General features: G+C 36.5%; 13 protein-coding genes. 9 read left to right on the top strand and 4 right to left on the bottom strand.

What is annotated here, in order from left to right; translation table 11 throughout:
• On the top strand, positions 1–2,539 hold a 2,539-nt coding region (locus JL102_RS14755; RefSeq protein ID WP_202245202.1), incomplete at its 5' end, for a gliding motility-associated C-terminal domain-containing protein.
• Between the two features lie 106 nt (positions 2,540–2,645).
• On the opposite strand, the gene JL102_RS14760 is transcribed toward JL102_RS14755, so the two are convergent.
• Complete coding sequence (locus tag JL102_RS14760; protein ID WP_202245203.1) at positions 2,646–3,656, bottom strand: acyl-CoA reductase; 1,011 nt, start codon at positions 3,654–3,656, stop codon at positions 2,646–2,648.
• 110 nt (positions 3,657–3,766) lie between these two features.
• Between JL102_RS14760 and JL102_RS14765 the strand changes: the two genes are divergently transcribed.
• On the top strand, positions 3,767–4,114 hold the full coding sequence (locus JL102_RS14765) for a 4Fe-4S binding protein (protein ID WP_202245204.1): 348 nt from the start codon (positions 3,767–3,769) through the stop codon (positions 4,112–4,114).
• 10 nt (positions 4,115–4,124) lie between these two features.
• Here JL102_RS14765 and JL102_RS14770 read toward each other — a convergent pair whose 3' ends face one another.
• Positions 4,125–5,030 carry a DUF58 domain-containing protein gene (locus tag JL102_RS14770; RefSeq protein ID WP_202245205.1) on the bottom strand — a complete coding sequence of 302 codons (906 nt, stop codon included), beginning with the start codon at positions 5,028–5,030 and terminating at the stop codon, positions 4,125–4,127.
• A gap of 178 nt (positions 5,031–5,208) precedes the next feature.
• On the opposite strand from JL102_RS14770, the gene JL102_RS14775 reads away from it, so the two are divergent.
• From JL102_RS14775 to cas6, 4 genes are all read left to right on the top strand, one after another.
• Positions 5,209–5,559, top strand: a complete 351-nt coding sequence (locus JL102_RS14775; protein ID WP_202245206.1) for a DUF3276 family protein — start codon at positions 5,209–5,211, stop codon at positions 5,557–5,559.
• A 66-nt stretch (positions 5,560–5,625) separates the two neighbouring features.
• Positions 5,626–6,723, top strand: coding sequence for an AI-2E family transporter (locus tag JL102_RS14780; protein ID WP_202245207.1), 1,098 nt, complete (start codon positions 5,626–5,628; stop codon positions 6,721–6,723).
• Between the two features lie 6 nt (positions 6,724–6,729).
• Positions 6,730–7,827, top strand: a complete 1,098-nt coding sequence (gene ychF / locus JL102_RS14785; RefSeq protein WP_202245208.1) for a redox-regulated ATPase YchF — start codon at positions 6,730–6,732, stop codon at positions 7,825–7,827.
• 264 nt (positions 7,828–8,091) lie between these two features.
• The gene (gene cas6 / locus JL102_RS14790; protein ID WP_202245209.1) at positions 8,092–8,907 is read left to right on the top strand and encodes a CRISPR-associated endoribonuclease Cas6; all 816 of its coding nucleotides are present in this window, start codon (positions 8,092–8,094) and stop codon (positions 8,905–8,907) included.
• On the opposite strand, the gene JL102_RS14795 is transcribed toward cas6, so the two are convergent.
• Positions 8,888–10,141 (bottom strand): type IX secretion system plug protein, encoded by a 1,254-nt coding sequence (locus tag JL102_RS14795; RefSeq protein WP_202245210.1) that lies wholly within the window; start codon positions 10,139–10,141, stop codon positions 8,888–8,890. The genes cas6 and JL102_RS14795 overlap by 20 nt on opposite strands.
• A gap of 103 nt (positions 10,142–10,244) precedes the next feature.
• Between JL102_RS14795 and JL102_RS14800 the strand changes: the two genes are divergently transcribed.
• Positions 10,245–10,796, top strand: a complete 552-nt coding sequence (locus tag JL102_RS14800; RefSeq protein WP_202245211.1) for an RNA polymerase sigma factor — start codon at positions 10,245–10,247, stop codon at positions 10,794–10,796.
• Positions 10,780–12,501, top strand: a complete 1,722-nt coding sequence (locus JL102_RS14805; protein WP_202245212.1) for a hypothetical protein — start codon at positions 10,780–10,782, stop codon at positions 12,499–12,501. Before JL102_RS14800 ends, JL102_RS14805 begins: the two co-directional genes overlap by 17 nt.
• A gap of 228 nt (positions 12,502–12,729) precedes the next feature.
• Here JL102_RS14805 and JL102_RS14810 read toward each other — a convergent pair whose 3' ends face one another.
• Entirely contained in the window at positions 12,730–14,637 is a 1,908-nt protein-coding gene (locus tag JL102_RS14810) for an ABC-F family ATP-binding cassette domain-containing protein (RefSeq protein ID WP_202245213.1), read from the bottom strand.
• A 96-nt stretch (positions 14,638–14,733) separates the two neighbouring features.
• Here JL102_RS14810 and JL102_RS14815 point away from each other — a divergent pair, with 96 nt between their 5' ends.
• The gene (locus JL102_RS14815) at positions 14,734–15,888 is read left to right on the top strand and encodes a PQQ-dependent sugar dehydrogenase (RefSeq protein ID WP_202245214.1); all 1,155 of its coding nucleotides are present in this window, start codon (positions 14,734–14,736) and stop codon (positions 15,886–15,888) included.
• Positions 15,889–15,907: the final 19 nt, after the last annotated feature.

The raw sequence follows: 15,907 nt of genomic DNA on the forward strand, positions 1-15,907 counted from the left end.
CGGTACCTATGAAATCACGGTAACAGATAATGACACAGGCTGTACTGGTTTTGCGAGCATAAATGTAAATTCTAACCCTGGCGTTGGTATTGCTTTAAGCTCTAGTAATGGACCAAGTTCTTGTGGTGCATCAGATGGAAGTATAACATTGTCATTTACAAATGTACCTGACGGAATTTATACCATTAACTATGCAGCTGGGGCCTTTAATAATGTCACAGTAACAAGTAGTGAAGCTACCATTTCAGGTTTACCCGCGGGAGTCTATAATGATTTGAGTATTACTGTAGGTGCTTGTACTTCAACTCAGGATGTTGATGTTAATTTGAGTGACCCTGTAAATTTCACATTGAATGTAGCTGGCGGTAATATTACCACCTGTGGGGGAAATGAAGGTTTTGTTAATTTAACCATAACAGGAGGCAGTGGCAATTTCACTTATTCATGGGTTGGACCTAACGGATTTGCTAGTACAACAGAAGATATAGCAAGCCTTGATGAGCCAGGAACTTACACTGTATTTGTTAATGATATTAATAGTGGGTGTTCTGCAGCTGCTACTTATACAGTTACAGAACCATCAGGTTGTTCTGGTGGTGGTGGAGAATGTGCTACTGTAAGAATTACTCCGAATACAACACCAGCTACTTGTACTAATTCTGATGGGTCAATATATTTTGATATATCACCATCTACACCATTAGTGAACAATACTGGCGTGATTATTAGCATTTCTGGACCGGAGTCAAGAACCAATGTTAATGACCCTCAGTTTAATAATCTACCAATTGGTATTTATGATTTTGAGATTCAATATGGTGATATATCTTGTGTCAAAAAAGGGCAAGTTACGATTGATCAATCAGGTACGGTAGGGGTGCCGGTCGCAACTAATGTTGTCGGAGCAGCGTGCTTTGGTGATGAGGGTACAATGAATCTTGATGTTCCAGGGGAAACAGGTAACGTATTGCAATGGTCTCTGGATGGGTTTAACTGGACTTCATTTGTAGCTGGAGGACAAATTTCAGTGCCAGTAGGACCGGCTCCAACTTTTGAACAGGTAATTGCTGTAAGAAGAAGTGCGGCAGATCCTTGCAATGCATCGATTACAGTGGTAATAGGAAATCAGCATAATGAAATTCAATTTACATCTACCTCACATCCAGTATCAGATTGCGAGAATAGTGATGGGTATATAACTATTGAATCAATTCCTACAGGTGGTAGCAACCCATCAGGACAATGGGAAGTGGCCGTTACAAATGGAGTTACTCCAAGCAGTTATGGAACACTTCAGGTAGGTAGTCCTGTATTTGGAGCGGAAAGCCTATCTCCTGGCAACTACACACTATTTGTTAGAGATGAATCCGGTTGTGTTGTGAGTGAAGATGTTGAGATTACTGCCCCTGGTCAGGTTAATATAGAAGATGTAGCCACGAATAGTCCTTCATGTGCTAAAGGTGGCAAGAATGGATATATTAAATTTAAGGTTGGAAATAGAGGTGCTGTTCCAGGTCCTTATGTTTTAATCGTAACATCAGGGTCAGATGAATCTGAAATATTCTATCAAGACAATGACTATGATGGACGTGAGGTTGAAATAAGTAATTTGATCGCAGGAGTGTATAACGTTACTATTGACCCTGCTAATAGTCAGTATTGCCCTAACAAAAAATCTTACACATTAGGAGGGCAGAAAGCTGTTAGTTTTGAGTATGAATTGGGATGTAGTGGAGATAGTGACTTTACTAGAAGTTTAGAATTGTATAATGTAAAAGGGGAGCCTGATCTAGATTACAAGTTGAGGATTTTGGATTCTCGAGGGGATGAACAGGATAATTGGATTTTTAGAGTAAATTCAACTACAGGTCAGCCTTCTGGTTCTTTTGATATTACGTTAAGAAACTCTGAGGAATACATACTGATTTTAGAACAGGAAGATGTTACATGTACAATGAAGTCAGACCCGGTGAGCGTAATTGTTCCTGGTCCTATGACTGCTCAGATAGGTCAAGTTACAGAGTCTTTACCTGATAGATATACAGGATCTTTCGAGGTTATAAAATTTGGAGGTGGTATACCTGGATATATGACTCAGATAGAGCTAGATTCTGCTGCTGTTCCTGGTCAAAGTTTCTCTACTAACTATGAAGAGGTAAAGGTGAATAACAATTTCGAATATGAAATGCTATATGAAGATATTCCAGCGGGTAGGTATCTTGTAGAGGTTACTGATAGTTTGGGTTGTATACTAGAACTAGTAGCAAGGGTGCCATTAAATACAGATGTGTTTGTGCCAAATATCTTCACGCCAAATGGAGATGCATTGAACCCTACCTTCTATGTAAGAAACATTCCTTCAGATGTAGAGGCAGAACTTGTTATAACTAACAGATGGGGTAATATTATCTATCAGACTGATAACTATAGGAATGATTGGGAGGCTGAGGATACGCCGGATGGAGTCTATTTTTATAAACTGGACATAGATGGAGAACTATATACGGGTTGGGTAGAAGTTATCCGGGGGCATCCATAGAGATTAGTAAGATGACCTAAGAATAAGTAAATGATTAACAACAAAAGCCCTGTAAAGTGATTTTACAGGGCTTTTGTTGTTTTAAGGTAGAATATGATTAAGTCTATTATAATTCAGTCAGAAATCTCATAGTATCTACTCCATCGGCATAATCCCACAATTTTGGATATTGGGCATCACCTAAAGGTTTATGATCTATTGTAAGTTGCTTTTTGCTTACGATACATTGAATTTTATCCTTTTGTCTATTTGTTATTTCTAATAGATTTTCATCGGAAGAGTAATATTCAAAGAAGAGTACGGAAATGGGAGAAACCATGTTATGATCTTCCTTCAATAATAAAAAACCATTATCTAAATGTTTAACACCATTGACTAAATAAATGGATTTATTATAGTCATAGTTGTTAGAATATTTGTGATTATAAGTAATATATTGATACTTGCTCATGGCCTCAAGAAATGAAACAAAATTATACTCATTGGGCACAAAAAGTTTAGATACGTTCCTACAGCCTAAACCAAAATAGCTGAAAATATCATCAGATAGTTTTTGTAAGTCTTCTTTAGTTTCACTTCCGTCTAAAATAGCGGCTGAAGTACGGTTTTTCCTTATTATGTTTGGATATTTTGAGAAATAATACTCGAAATATCTACTGGTGTTATCGCTACCAGTAGCAATTATTGCGTCTATATCTTTTAGCTGATCTTTGATTATAATTTTCTCTTTGAATCGATTATCAAGAGAATTAAGTTCACTAATAATAAAATGCATTAAGAAGGAATCCTGTGAACTGATTTTGATAACTGCAATATTTCCACTTATAATAACGGCTAATAAATCATGAAATCCTACGAGAGGGATGTTTCCGGCCATGACAATGCCAATTTTTTTGTTTTGCTCTTTTATGTTATAGTTACCTACCCAGTTTGATAAATGATCCTCTTTGAGGTAGTTTATAATATTATGGAGGGCAAGCTTTACATTATCTTCTGTAAACCAAGGGTTTTGAGATTTAATGCTGATGAAGAAATCTTCATCAGGCTCTTGATCCATGATTTTTTTAAGTTTGTTTCCCAGTTGGGCGAAAGCAGAAATTCGTTCTTTGATGTTCATATATAATCTAATAACCTTTGTATCTCGTTTCTGTTTGAAACCAGGTATATACTTTATATTTTTGCAAAGATTCGAATTTTAAGATTTAAAAGGAATAAATAGTTTGTGTAATGGCTATAATGATAACTGATGAATGTATCAACTGTGGTGCATGCGAGCCTGAATGTCCTAATACAGCCATCTATGAAGGTGGTTTAGAGTGGGATTGGGCAGGAGGAACAACCCTTTCTGAAGTAGAGATGGAAGATGGAGCGGTAATAGATGCTAAAGAGCCGCAGGAGCCGGTCTCTGATGAGTTCTATTACATAGTATCAGGAAAGTGTACAGAGTGTACAGGATTTCATGAAGAGCCTCAGTGTGCGGCTGTATGCCCTGTAGATTGCTGTGTTCCTGATCCTGATTATGAAGAGGATGAGGACGAACTTGTTGCTAAGAAAGAGTGGCTTCATGATGAATAGTCAATAAAGCTTATTTCATCTTGGCTCTTTTAATGAGATAGGCATTTAAAATGTCATTGAAGTCTGATGAAATGTCTGCTTCAATAAAGTCTATTTTTAGTTGACCACATCGAAGCTTCAGTTCATGATAGTATTTTTGGATATCTTCAACATATTTATCCTTTACTTGGCCGGGTTGAAGCTTTAATTTTTCTCCAGATTCCAGATCTATAAATTCATATGGCCTGTCTTCGAAGTTAAAAGAATATTCTGTTTGCTTATCGGTGACATGAAACACTAGAACCTCATGCTTATTATGCTTGAGATGTTGAAGGCCTTTAAATATTTCCTCTATTTCATCCGGATTGTCGAACATATCACTGAAAATGATTATCAGTGATCGTTTATGATTTTTTTCTGCCACCTCATGTAGGACAGAGGCTACGCTAGTGTTTTTGTTTTTATCTGTATCATTGAAAAGTTGCTCTAATAGATTCATTAGTTTTCTAAGGTGAGAACTGGTAGAACTTATGGGAGTGGTGTGTTCAACTTTATCTGAAAAAGTAGTTATCCCTACTGCATCTCTTTGTTTTTGAAGTAAATGAGAAATTGCGGCAGCACTTAACAAGCTGAATTTAATTTTACCTTTAGATTCAGTAGGGTAGTGCATAGAGGAAGAATTATCTAAAACTAGCTGACATCTTAAATTGGTTTCTTCTTCAAAGGTCTTTGTATACAAACGATCTGTTTTTGCATATACTTTCCAATCGATATGTCTTGTACTCTCTCCTGAGTTGTATAAATGGTGTTCGGCGAACTCTACAGAGAATCCGTGATAGGGCGACTTGTGTAAGCCTGTAATAAATCCATCTACTAATTGACGAGCAAGAAAATCTATTTGACCAGTGTTTTTAACCTTATCTAGGTTTAATTTCATGCGCTAAACAGTTTTTTTGCTATAAATTTACCGAAAGAGAGGGTCAGGAACACATAATAATACAAAATGTTTCATAATTAATAATGATACGCTTGCATTGAACGTAATTAATATACTATATTTAAATCGGATTTATGTAAAGTATAAGCAAAAAACTAAAAACTAAACTACTAGGATTGTGGAAGAGAATAATACCAACGAAAGAGAAGAAATATTTTCAGAAAGAGTGCGTGCAGGTAAGAGGACATATTTCTTTGATGTAAAAGCCACGCGTTCGAATGATTACTATCTTACTATTACTGAAAGTAAGAGAAGGTACAAAGATGATGGGTTTACGTACGAAAAACATAAGATTTTTTTGTATAAGGAAGACTTCAATAAGTTTGTTGACGCTTTAAACAATACTGTAAACCATGTGAAAGAAGAGTTGTTGCCAGATGTTGACTTTAGTCAATTTGATAGGCAGGTCGATGATGGGCAAGAAGTTGAAGATAGCTCAGAAATTGATACAGAACTTAGATGGGATTAACACTTTAATGATTTGATAAACAAAGCCCTTGATGCAATCAAGGGCTTTTTTATTATCTTTGAGCTTATGCTCGGAAAAACATTAACATATATTTTAATTGGCTTACTGGTTTTTCTTCTGCTCAGCTGGCTATTTATAGATATTGTAATCTACGTGGCCATAGCCATAGTAGTGAGTAGTATTCTAAGGCCGGTTACACAATACATTGCCAATACGCAGGTGTACAACATAAGAGTACCTAGGTTAATGGCCGTAATTATTTCTTATTGTGTGCTTATTGGTTTTTTTACTTCGTTCATAATATTATTTATTCCTTTAATTTCTGAACAGATTGAGGTGATTTTAGGTCTGGACTATAGGAACTTATATTTAAAATTAAGTTTGCCTCTTACTAATATAGAAGATTTCCTTATCAATAATAATCTAACGACACAACCTAAGGGATTTATAGTTGATAGTTTGCGAAGTAGTATTGTAGAGCTGATATCTAACGCTAAGTTTGGTAATATTTTGAATAATGTGATATCTGTAACCGGGCAGATTTTAGTCGGTATTCTGGCGGTAAGCTTTATCTCGTTCTTCTTTCTGTATGAAATGGGCTCTATGAGAAGAAAGTTGATAAGCTTTATTCCCAATCGTTATTTTGAAGTGACTATTGCTGCATATAATAAAATTGAGAGGTTGCTGTCTAATTATCTCATTGGTTTATTGTTTCAGATTTTCTCCATTTTCACTATTGCCTCTCTGGGGCTAAGTATACTAGGTATTAAGTATGCCCTTACAATAGCTTTATTTGCAGCTGTGGCTAATTTGATTCCTTATCTTGGGCCTTTGTTTGGAGCTTGTTTTGGAGTGATTGTGGGGGTTTCCACAGGTACAGATTTATTTACTACGAATAATTATTTGTTTTTGATTATTAAAATAGGGTCTGTTTTTGCAACGGTGCAAATTGTTGATAACATCCTGCTTCAGCCTTTGATTTTTTCTAAAAGTGTAAAAGCTCATCCTTTGGAAATATTTATAATTATATTTGCAGGCGCTTCTTTGGCAGGTATACCAGGAATGATCGCTGCTATACCTGTTTATACAGTTTTTCGAGTGTTTATTAGTGAACTGTATATAGGTTATAGAAGTTATAGTGTATTTAAATTACAGAAAAAATAATTTTTCATGGCTCTTAAATGTGGAATAGTAGGATTGCCAAATGTGGGCAAATCAACTCTTTTTAATGCAATTTCAAACAACAAGGCAGAGGCTGCTAACTTTCCTTTTTGTACAATAGAACCTAATGTTGGGGTGATTACCGTTCCTGACGAAAGGTTGAGAATTTTAGAGGAGCTTGTAAATCCTCAAAGAGTGATTCCTACTACTATGGAATTCGTAGATATTGCAGGACTGGTAAAAGGGGCCAGCAAGGGAGAGGGACTGGGTAATCAGTTTTTAGCTAATATCCGAGAGGTAGATGCTATCGCTCATGTGGTAAGGTGCTTTGAAGATGATAATATTGTTCATGTGGATGGAAAGGTTGATCCTCTTGCTGATAAGGAAGTGATTGATGCAGAACTTCAGTTGAAAGATTTAGAATCTGTAGACAAGAAGATTTTGCGAGTAGAGAAGGTAGCTAAAAGTGGAGATTCTAAAGCTAAAAAGGATCTTGAAGTACTGAAGAAGTATAAGAATCATTTAGAGTCTGGGCAGAATGCAAGGAGTTTGGAAATGGACGCTGAGGATAAAAAATCAGTGGCAGATTTACAATTGCTAACAGCTAAGCCTGTAATATATGTAGCAAACGTAGAGGAGACGGCACTGCCTAATGGTAATGCCCATTCTAATACTTTAAAAGAAATGGCAGCTGGTGAGAATGCTGAGGTTGTAGTGGTTTCAGCTTCAATTGAGGCTCAGATAGCCGAGTTGGAAGATCCTGATGAGAGAGCTTTGTTTTTAGAAGAGTATGGCCTTACAGAATCTGGTTTAAATAAGCTTATTAAAGCCGCTTATAGTTTATTAGATTTAATTACTTACTTTACAGCTGGAGTACAGGAAGTGCGTGCTTGGACTATAAAAAAAGGCTGGAAAGCACCGCAGGCTGCAGGAGTAATTCATACTGATTTTGAAAAAGGATTTATCAAAGCAGAGGTTATAAAATTAGATAGTTACCAAACTTATAAAACTGAGGTGGCCTGTAAAGAAGCAGGAAAGGTAGCCATAGAAGGGAAGGAATATGTAGTGGTGGATGGTGATATCATGCACTTTAGGTTTAATGTCTAATTATAAATTCTGAAAAAGGTAATTTTGAAAAGAAATTGCCTTTATTTTTGACATTATTTAAGAATTATTAGTGTCTACATAAAATAAAATTCAGTTGAATTTTCAGATTTATCATTTAAAGATTATTTTTATTAAAATATTTTTTTAATATTTATTGTTCGGCCCGAGATTTAGTTGGTTAGTGCATAATTGCGGATATTTTTTGAAGGAATAATTTGAAAAAGAAACGAGAGGCCTTAATTTTTTGTCTATAATTAATTCAAGTTGAGAGTTAGAATTATTTTTCTTTTAAAGAATAGGGGGAGCCACGTCCCTTTCCATCACCAGTATCTTCTTGCTCAGATGATCAAGGGAATACTTATGAAAGGTGGTGATGAAAAGCTCACACAATACTCATTTTATAACTTTTCTGGTCTAAAAGGGCAGACTAAAGTGAGCAGAAAGGGACTTCATTTTTATTCCTCTCGGGTTACATTGGTCTTGTCTAGCCCCAGTAAGGAATTTATTGATTATTTCCTTATGAACCTATTTGAGTTCAGTCAGGTAGAGCTAGGAGGACTTTATTTGCAGCCTGAGAGCGTAGAGTTAGAAGAAGGTGTGGACCTTTCTGATTCTATGAAATTTATTTGTATTTCACCATTAGTGATATTAAACTCATCATTCAACGATAATTCTTCAAAGAGATTTATTTCTCCTGAGTCTGATAATTTCTCCGATTTGCTCTATGAGTCTACTATTTCTAGAATGCAAGAGGCAGAGTTGTATACAGAGGAGCAGATTTCCAGTTTTTATAAGTTTCAATTAGTGCCAGATAAAGCTTATTTGGCTAGGCTAACAGCTGCACAGAAGAAATTTGCCAGGATATATCCAGTGTATGATCAGGATGTGAAGTATGAGGTAAGAGGATATACTTTTCCATTTACCTTATACGCAGCTAAAGAAGTGCAGGAGTTCGTTTTTAATTGTGGTATGGGACGTTTTACTCACAAAGGCTTTGGTATGCTGGATGTGGCTAATTCTAACCCTAACAACAGGGTATTGAAATACGAATTTAGAACCCTTAGTCAACAGGATTCATAGTATAGCTGGCATAGCCTATCAGTATTTCTGACCTCATTGAAGGGGGCTTATAGTATACTAATATTTCATAGTTATTTTCCGTTTCAAAATGATCTCCTTCCAGGTAATTGGGGGTGAGTTCTTGGCTTTTCACTAAGTACTGAAAGTTATAGTACCCTTGTTTTAGGATCATATTGCAAGTGTACATGTTGTTAGCTTTATTGTATTTTAAAGGTGTATCTAGCTCCCAATTGTTCATGCTGCCTATAAGATATACATCTCCTTCTACCTGTTCTGCTTGTAGCTGAAAGTATACAGTAAGGTAGTCAGATTGAGTAGGGCCGTTGCCAGTATCCGTATTAGCAATGAAAAATTCTCCATTAAGGTCATCGTATTGGGTGTAGGGTTGATAGATTCTTGGTTTGTCTACCATTAGCTGCGCGGAAGTAGGTCTGGTTTGGAAGTTAGTTCGTTGCACATTTTGTCCAGGATACCTTATCGATTGCATGTCGAAAAAGCGGAATTCATTTCCAGCATAGAAACTGTTTTCATTGTTAAAGTATTTATATTCTAATTCAGAGCTATGTTCTCTTAACATGCTGGGCTTTAGGTCGGTGATAGCATTGTCCCAACGCTGATTTTGTCTTATCACAACCTGGACGTCACCTGGATTTTGGATCGGGTAGTTTTCGTAATTAATGATAAAGTCTAGCTGTTGTCGACTTCGATCCATAGAAGTCAATCCTTTTAGGTTGCTGGTTAATGCTATTGCTACATTGTTAGCATATACCATAAATCTGCGAGATAATATTATATCCGATTCATCGGTTCCTCGGTATACTACTAATAGGTAGTTTCCGGGAATTTTTACGTTAGGTACTTTAAAGGTGTAGTGTACATAAGCTATTTTTGTGTCTACTGAAAGTTTGTAATTATTAATATTAAACTCATTAAAATCATATAAGTAATCTATGGCTTTCAGCTTTGAAGGGGTCCAATTTCGATTGCAATGAATGATTTTTACCCTGTAGCTCTCCTCAGCCTCTACTAAATCATCGAACTCCAAGGTAAGGTTATTCCGGCCTAAAAGTGTCGTGGCTGGGTTTGTAGTATTATTTCCAGAATATAGCTGTACCGTTCTGGTTTCAAATTCGTAAGTAGCATTCTTATATAAGAGTTTTTTGTTTTGGCTAAAGAGTGAATGATAGCCTGAAATAAATAGTAAAAAAAATATGTATATAATTCTAAAATTCATCTTCTGTTTAAAATATTTTTATCTTTGTGCTAATATAGCCATTACAACCTAATCATATTAAGCTGTGTCTTATTAAACAAAGCCTTTGGACTTTTATTGTTAAATGATATCAGAAAATGATCTTGTAGAGGGGTGTCGGAAGGGAGACAGGGGTTCTCAGCGACAGTTGTATGATCTTTATTCAAAAAAGATGATGGCTGTGGCTATGAGGTACTCTAAGTTTGACCAAGAAGCTGAAGATATCATACAAGAAGCTTTTATTAAGATTTTTGATAAAATATCTACTTTTAGAGGTGAAAGTCGTCTTGATTTTTGGATTAAAAGAATTGTGGTGAATACAGCTTTAAATCATCAAAGAAGCAAATTATATCTGTTTCCTATGACGGATATTAATGATGTGACATTTACAGAAGATAGTGACTTCTCTTTGTCTGATTTCAATTTTAAGGAATTACTTAAGATGATACAGAGACTACCCGCCGGTTGTCAGACAGTGTTCAATCTTTATGCAATTGAAGGTTATACTCACAAAGAGATCGCTGAGGAGCTGAATATTAGTGAAGGTACATCAAAATCTCAATATTCAAGAGCCAGAGCTTTATTACAAGATCAGTTTAAAAAGGAGGAAAAACTAAGCTATGGACAAGCAAAATAGATCAAACTTTGATGATCAATGGCAGCAAGCTTTTGAGGATGCTGAGTTAGAGGTGTCTAACCATGTTTGGGAAAGGATTGAATTAGATCTTGCCAATGCTAATAATAGCAAGATGAAACGTCGCTTGCTGTTTTTTCAACTCTTGGCTGCTGCTTCAGTAGTTTTTGCTCTTACTATTTCTGGAATTTATTCATATCAGTGGTATTCAGATAAGAATGCAGGAATACCTAAAGGAGAAAACAGCATGGCTTTGAATAGCACTGAAGTTGAAGGATCTTTGGTATTAGATAAGAATAATACCAATAACAGTGGTATATCTCCTGATGCTGAAAATAGCTATGGTGATTCAGGAAACTTGATTAATAATGGCTTTCAACCGGAAAGACAAGGTTCTGGCTTAGCTCATGAAATTTCTAGAGATGATGTGAATAGTGAAGAAAGAGGTTCGGTAGATGAAAATGTAAATTCGGAAGATGTAAAAGAGGCTATTTCTAATAAGCATTTATTGGTAGATAATGATAGAGATTTTTCTGCTGCTGTCATTCATAAACCGACAGATAATAATCATAAAGAAAGGTCATTGGAAGATAAAGTTGAAGGAAGAGATAGATTCAATAAAACTGCTGATGACCTAGTAAATGATGACCTCCAGCAAGGGTCATCTTCCGTTGCTCAAAGCAAGCAAGAAGGTCATAATTTAGAAGATGAGATTGTTGATATAGAAAGTGAAAAGAGAACTGTAGCAATTAATAAGGATAATAATCAAAATAACATAGATATTGAAGAGCCTTCCGCATCTACTCGAGTTGTGTTGATCTCCTCTCAAGATGAAGGTTTGCCTAAAGATCTTGATAGACGTTTTGATTACTTGATGGTGGATTCTTTGATGAATCGTGAAATGGAAATGGTGCCTTGGTATGCTTATGTGCCCTCAAAGAGCAAAGAAACAGGTTCTAAAGATACTTGGGCTGGTGTTGGATTTGCTGCGGGTAAGTTTGATCCCAATATAGGTGGTGGAGCTAATGCCAGTATGGCTAATATGGACTTTGAAGGTAATAGTTTAGCAATGAGACGAAGTCCAACGTTTTCTGAAGAATCATCAGGTCAAAGTGTTAATGTAGGGGTAAGTGTAGGAACTCAATTAGCTAAGAGATGGGTAGTACAAGGAGGTTTGAGTTATTTACAGCAGCAGGCTTCAAGTGCGTCTAACGTAGTTTCTAATACCAATAATACTACTACGGGAAGAAAGTCTGCGAAAACGGTAACGTCTTTTAACAGTATAGGTAATAATGGGTCTAATAATGATCAGGTGAATATTGAGTTTACCAGGCCTTACGAAATAGTGAATACATACCAGTTGGTGAGTGTGCCTGTGCAGGCTGGTTATATAGTACTAGATAAGAAGTTTAATATTACCCTATTATCTGGGGTGGCAAATAATATTCTTATAAAAAACACTTTTGATGGATCTGACGGAAATGTAGAAGACCTGACTGTAAGTGCAGGGAGTGATTCTCCTTATAGAACTTACCAGATTAGCGGTTTGCTGGGGTCAGAATTTAGTTATGAGATGGGAGAGCATTACATTTTGTCATTATTGCCTCAGCTAAGACAGGCATTGACATCAGTAACTAAATCAGATTCAGATTTTGATAGTAGACCTACTATTCTTGAGGTAGGTTTTAGATTTAAATATATTTTTTAAAGCTCTTCCAACCCTTTGGAAATAAGAGGAGTCTAATAATTAACTAACAGAATTTTTTTTAACAAGACTAATTATGCGAAGGACAATAATAAGAAGTCTATTCAGGGCGATTTACGTACAGGTACTATTCTTAATAGGAATGATTATACTGGTGGGGGTTATGCTCTAGCATATACACCCCATTTAGCAATAGATCCCAGAGAAGAGGAATAGGCTTATATTTTGAGCCTATTCCTCTAGCATATCAATTTCTAAAGCCTTTTCCTCCCATTGTTCATTTAGATTGTCAAGGGTTGATTTTTTGCTTTCATACTTAGTGTTAGTTTGCAAAAGTTCATCAGGATTTCCATATACATCTGGTTTAGCCATATGTGCTTCTAGCTCATTGATGTCTTTTTCCAGTTTATCAATCTCTTGCTCTAGTTGGTTGAGCTCTTTTTTCAGTGCTTGTAACCTCCTTTGGTCTTCATCTGTATGTTTTTTGGTCTGAGACTTTTCTTTCTTTTCTACTTTTGGCTTAGGTGCTTCTGTGCTTTCCGCCGGGTTCTGTTCTCTCCAGTATAAATATTCCTGATATGTGCCCGGATAAACTTTTATCTCGTGGTTTTCTATATACCAAATTTTATTAGCTACCTGAGATACAAAATGTCTATTGTGGGAAACAGTTATAAATGTTCCTTGATACTGTTGTAAAGCCTGTATTAATATGTTTTCAGATTGAAAGTCTAAATGGTTAGTGGGCTCATCTAATAGTAGGAAGTTCGCTTCAGAAATAAGTGTCTTGGCTAATGCTACCCTTGATTTTTCGCCTCCGGAAAGCACTTTTATTTTTTTGAATACATCTTCATCTGTAAATAAGAAGCAGCCCAGAACTTGCCTTAATTGGAGCTCGGTTTTTTCTGTTCCTGCTTGCTTTAGCTCCTCTAGAATATCATTATTCACCTGTAAGGATTCTAGCTGATGCTGAGCATAGAAACCTTTAAGGACGTTGTAACCCTCCTCTCTATTTCCTTTAATGGGTTCAGATCCATCTATGATCCTTAAAACGGTAGATTTACCTTTTCCATTGGCTCCAATCAGTGCAATTTTATCTCCACGTTCTATGTGGGCAGAGGTGTTTTCTAATATTTTAAGATCGCCATAAGATTTACTTACTTCCTCCAGACGGATGACATGCCTGCCTGATTTTTGCTTGAACTCAAATTTGAAATTTACCACCGCATTAGTATCGATAACATCTTCTACTTTGTCCATGCGGTTAAGTGCTTTTACCCGAGATTGCACTTGTTTCGCTTTAGTTGCTTTAGCTCGGAACTTCTCGATAAAACGTTCGGTCTGCTTTATTTTCTGTTGCTGATTTTCGAATGCATTTTTTTGAATTTCACTTCTAAGCTCTTTTTCTTCCAGGTAGAAGTCATAATCTCCTTCGTAAACAGTGAGCTGTTGTTGGGTTACTTCTACGACCTTGTTGATGGTGTTGTTGAGGAACTGCCTATCGTGAGAAACTACTATAACGGCTCCTTCATAATTTCTAAGGTAGTTTTCTACCCATTCTATAGAAGGTAAATCCAAGTGGTTAGTAGGCTCATCCAGCATGAGTAAGGATGGTTTTTCCAATAGTAACTTAGCTAGCATCACCCTCATGCGCCACCCTCCTGAAAACTCTTTAAGAGGCCTTTGTAAATCCTGCGTATTAAAGCCGATACCTTCTAATATCTCTTCAGCCTTAGCCTGCATGCTATAACCTTCCAGCCTTTCAAACTTTTCCTGTTGCTTGGTTAGTTTTTCTACCAAGCCATCAGAGTAATCGGTTTCGAGCTTTTTAATTATCTGGTCAATGGCTTTTTGAGTTTCTACTGCTTCTCCAAATGCCTCCATTGCTACAGAGAGGATGCTATCTTCCGTTTGGTAGGAGAGTAGGTCCTGATTTAAAAAGCCAATGGAACAGTCATTACTTTTGCTAATATCGCCACCATCAGGTTGATAGTTTCCATTAATTAAGCGTAATAAAGTGGACTTGCCCGCCCCGTTAAGACCAATGAGTCCGATTTTGTCTTTTGGCTTGATGTGAAGTGAGGCATCCTCATAGAGAGTTCTGCCTCCAATGAAATAAGAAAGGTTGTTTATTGATAACATGCTACAAAGTTATCTGTTGATCAATAGATAATAAAACCTAACTGTATTTATAGTTTAGTATTTTGCCTAAAAAATTTAATTCTAATAGAATTTGATATGAAAAAGTCATTTTTAATCTTGTTGGTATTTGCAATGAGTTGCTCATCATCTGGTACTAATGATCAGAATACTGACAAAGTGGATAGTACCAAGGTAGCTTCAGAGAAGGAAACTCCCAAAGAAGGACTGGACAGGATAAACCTGCCGGATGGTTTTAAAATTGAAGTATTTGCTGAAGTTGAAAATGCCCGATCATTAGCATTAAGCCCTTCTGGTGTAGTGTATGTGGGAAACAGAGAGGAAGATAAAGTGTATGCGCTTAAGGATGAAGATGGAGACGGCAAGGCTGATAAGAAATATGTTTTGGCTGAAGGCCTCAGTAGTCCGAATGGAGTAGCCTTTAAGGACGGGGATTTATATATAGCTGAAATAAGTAGAATATTAAAGTTATCTGATATTGAAACGCAGCTGGAGAATCCTCCTGCTTATGAAATAGTAAATGATCTATATCCTACAGAGGGGCATCATGGATGGAAATACATAGCATTCGGGCCTGATGGAAAATTATATGTACCTGTTGGAGCCCCTTGTAATATTTGTGAGAGTGAGGATGAGATTTTTGCTACCATTACCAGAATGAATCCTGATGGTACTGGTCGTGAGATTGTGGCAAAGGGTATCAGAAATACGGTAGGTTTTGACTGGAAACCTGATACTAAGGAACTGTGGTTTACTGATAACGGAAGAGATATGATGGGGGATAATTTTCCTCCTGGAGAGTTGAATCGACTTACTAAAAAAGGTCAGCATTTTGGTTATCCTTATTGCCATGGAGGAGAAATAGCTGATCCTGAATTTGGAGAGAAGTTTCCTTGTTCTGACTTTGTGCCTCCAGTTTGGAAGTTTGAAGCTCATACTGCTAGTTTAGGGTTCACCTTTTATACAGGGGATATGTTCCCTGAGGAGTATAAAGGCGATATAATTGTAGCCCAACATGGCTCCTGGAATAGGTCTAAAAAGATAGGTTATCGATTGATGCATGTGTCTATAGAAGGAAACCGTGCCACTAAAGCGGAAGTATTTGCTGACGGTTGGTTGAATGATCAAACACAAACTAACTGGGGTCGTCCTGTAGACGTAATTCAATTGAAAGACGGATCTATTTTAGTATCGGATGATTTTGGCCATAACGTTTACCGAATTTACTACTAAGGATAATCAATTTTAAAGA

Origin of the sequence: Fulvivirga sediminis (assembly GCF_016757215.1) — a bacterium.
Classification (GTDB): domain Bacteria; phylum Bacteroidota; class Bacteroidia; order Cytophagales; family Cyclobacteriaceae; genus Fulvivirga; species Fulvivirga sediminis.

Excerpts from the sequence above, each read along its gene's own strand:
- JL102_RS14760 (WP_202245203.1), bottom strand. The coding sequence starts at position 3,656 with ATGAACATCAAAGAACGAATTTCTGCTTTCGCCCAACTGGGAAACAAA.
- JL102_RS14765 (WP_202245204.1), top strand. The coding sequence starts at position 3,767 with ATGGCTATAATGATAACTGATGAATGTATCAACTGTGGTGCATGCGAG.
- JL102_RS14770 (WP_202245205.1), bottom strand. The coding sequence starts at position 5,030 with ATGAAATTAAACCTAGATAAGGTTAAAAACACTGGTCAAATAGATTTT.
- JL102_RS14780 (WP_202245207.1), top strand. The coding sequence starts at position 5,626 with ATGCTCGGAAAAACATTAACATATATTTTAATTGGCTTACTGGTTTTT.
- ychF (WP_202245208.1), top strand. The coding sequence starts at position 6,730 with ATGGCTCTTAAATGTGGAATAGTAGGATTGCCAAATGTGGGCAAATCA.
- JL102_RS14795 (WP_202245210.1), bottom strand. The coding sequence starts at position 10,141 with ATGAATTTTAGAATTATATACATATTTTTTTTACTATTTATTTCAGGC.
- JL102_RS14800 (WP_202245211.1), top strand. The coding sequence starts at position 10,245 with ATGATATCAGAAAATGATCTTGTAGAGGGGTGTCGGAAGGGAGACAGG.
- JL102_RS14805 (WP_202245212.1), top strand. The coding sequence starts at position 10,780 with ATGGACAAGCAAAATAGATCAAACTTTGATGATCAATGGCAGCAAGCT.
- JL102_RS14810 (WP_202245213.1), bottom strand. The coding sequence starts at position 14,637 with ATGTTATCAATAAACAACCTTTCTTATTTCATTGGAGGCAGAACTCTC.
- JL102_RS14815 (WP_202245214.1), top strand. The coding sequence starts at position 14,734 with ATGAAAAAGTCATTTTTAATCTTGTTGGTATTTGCAATGAGTTGCTCA.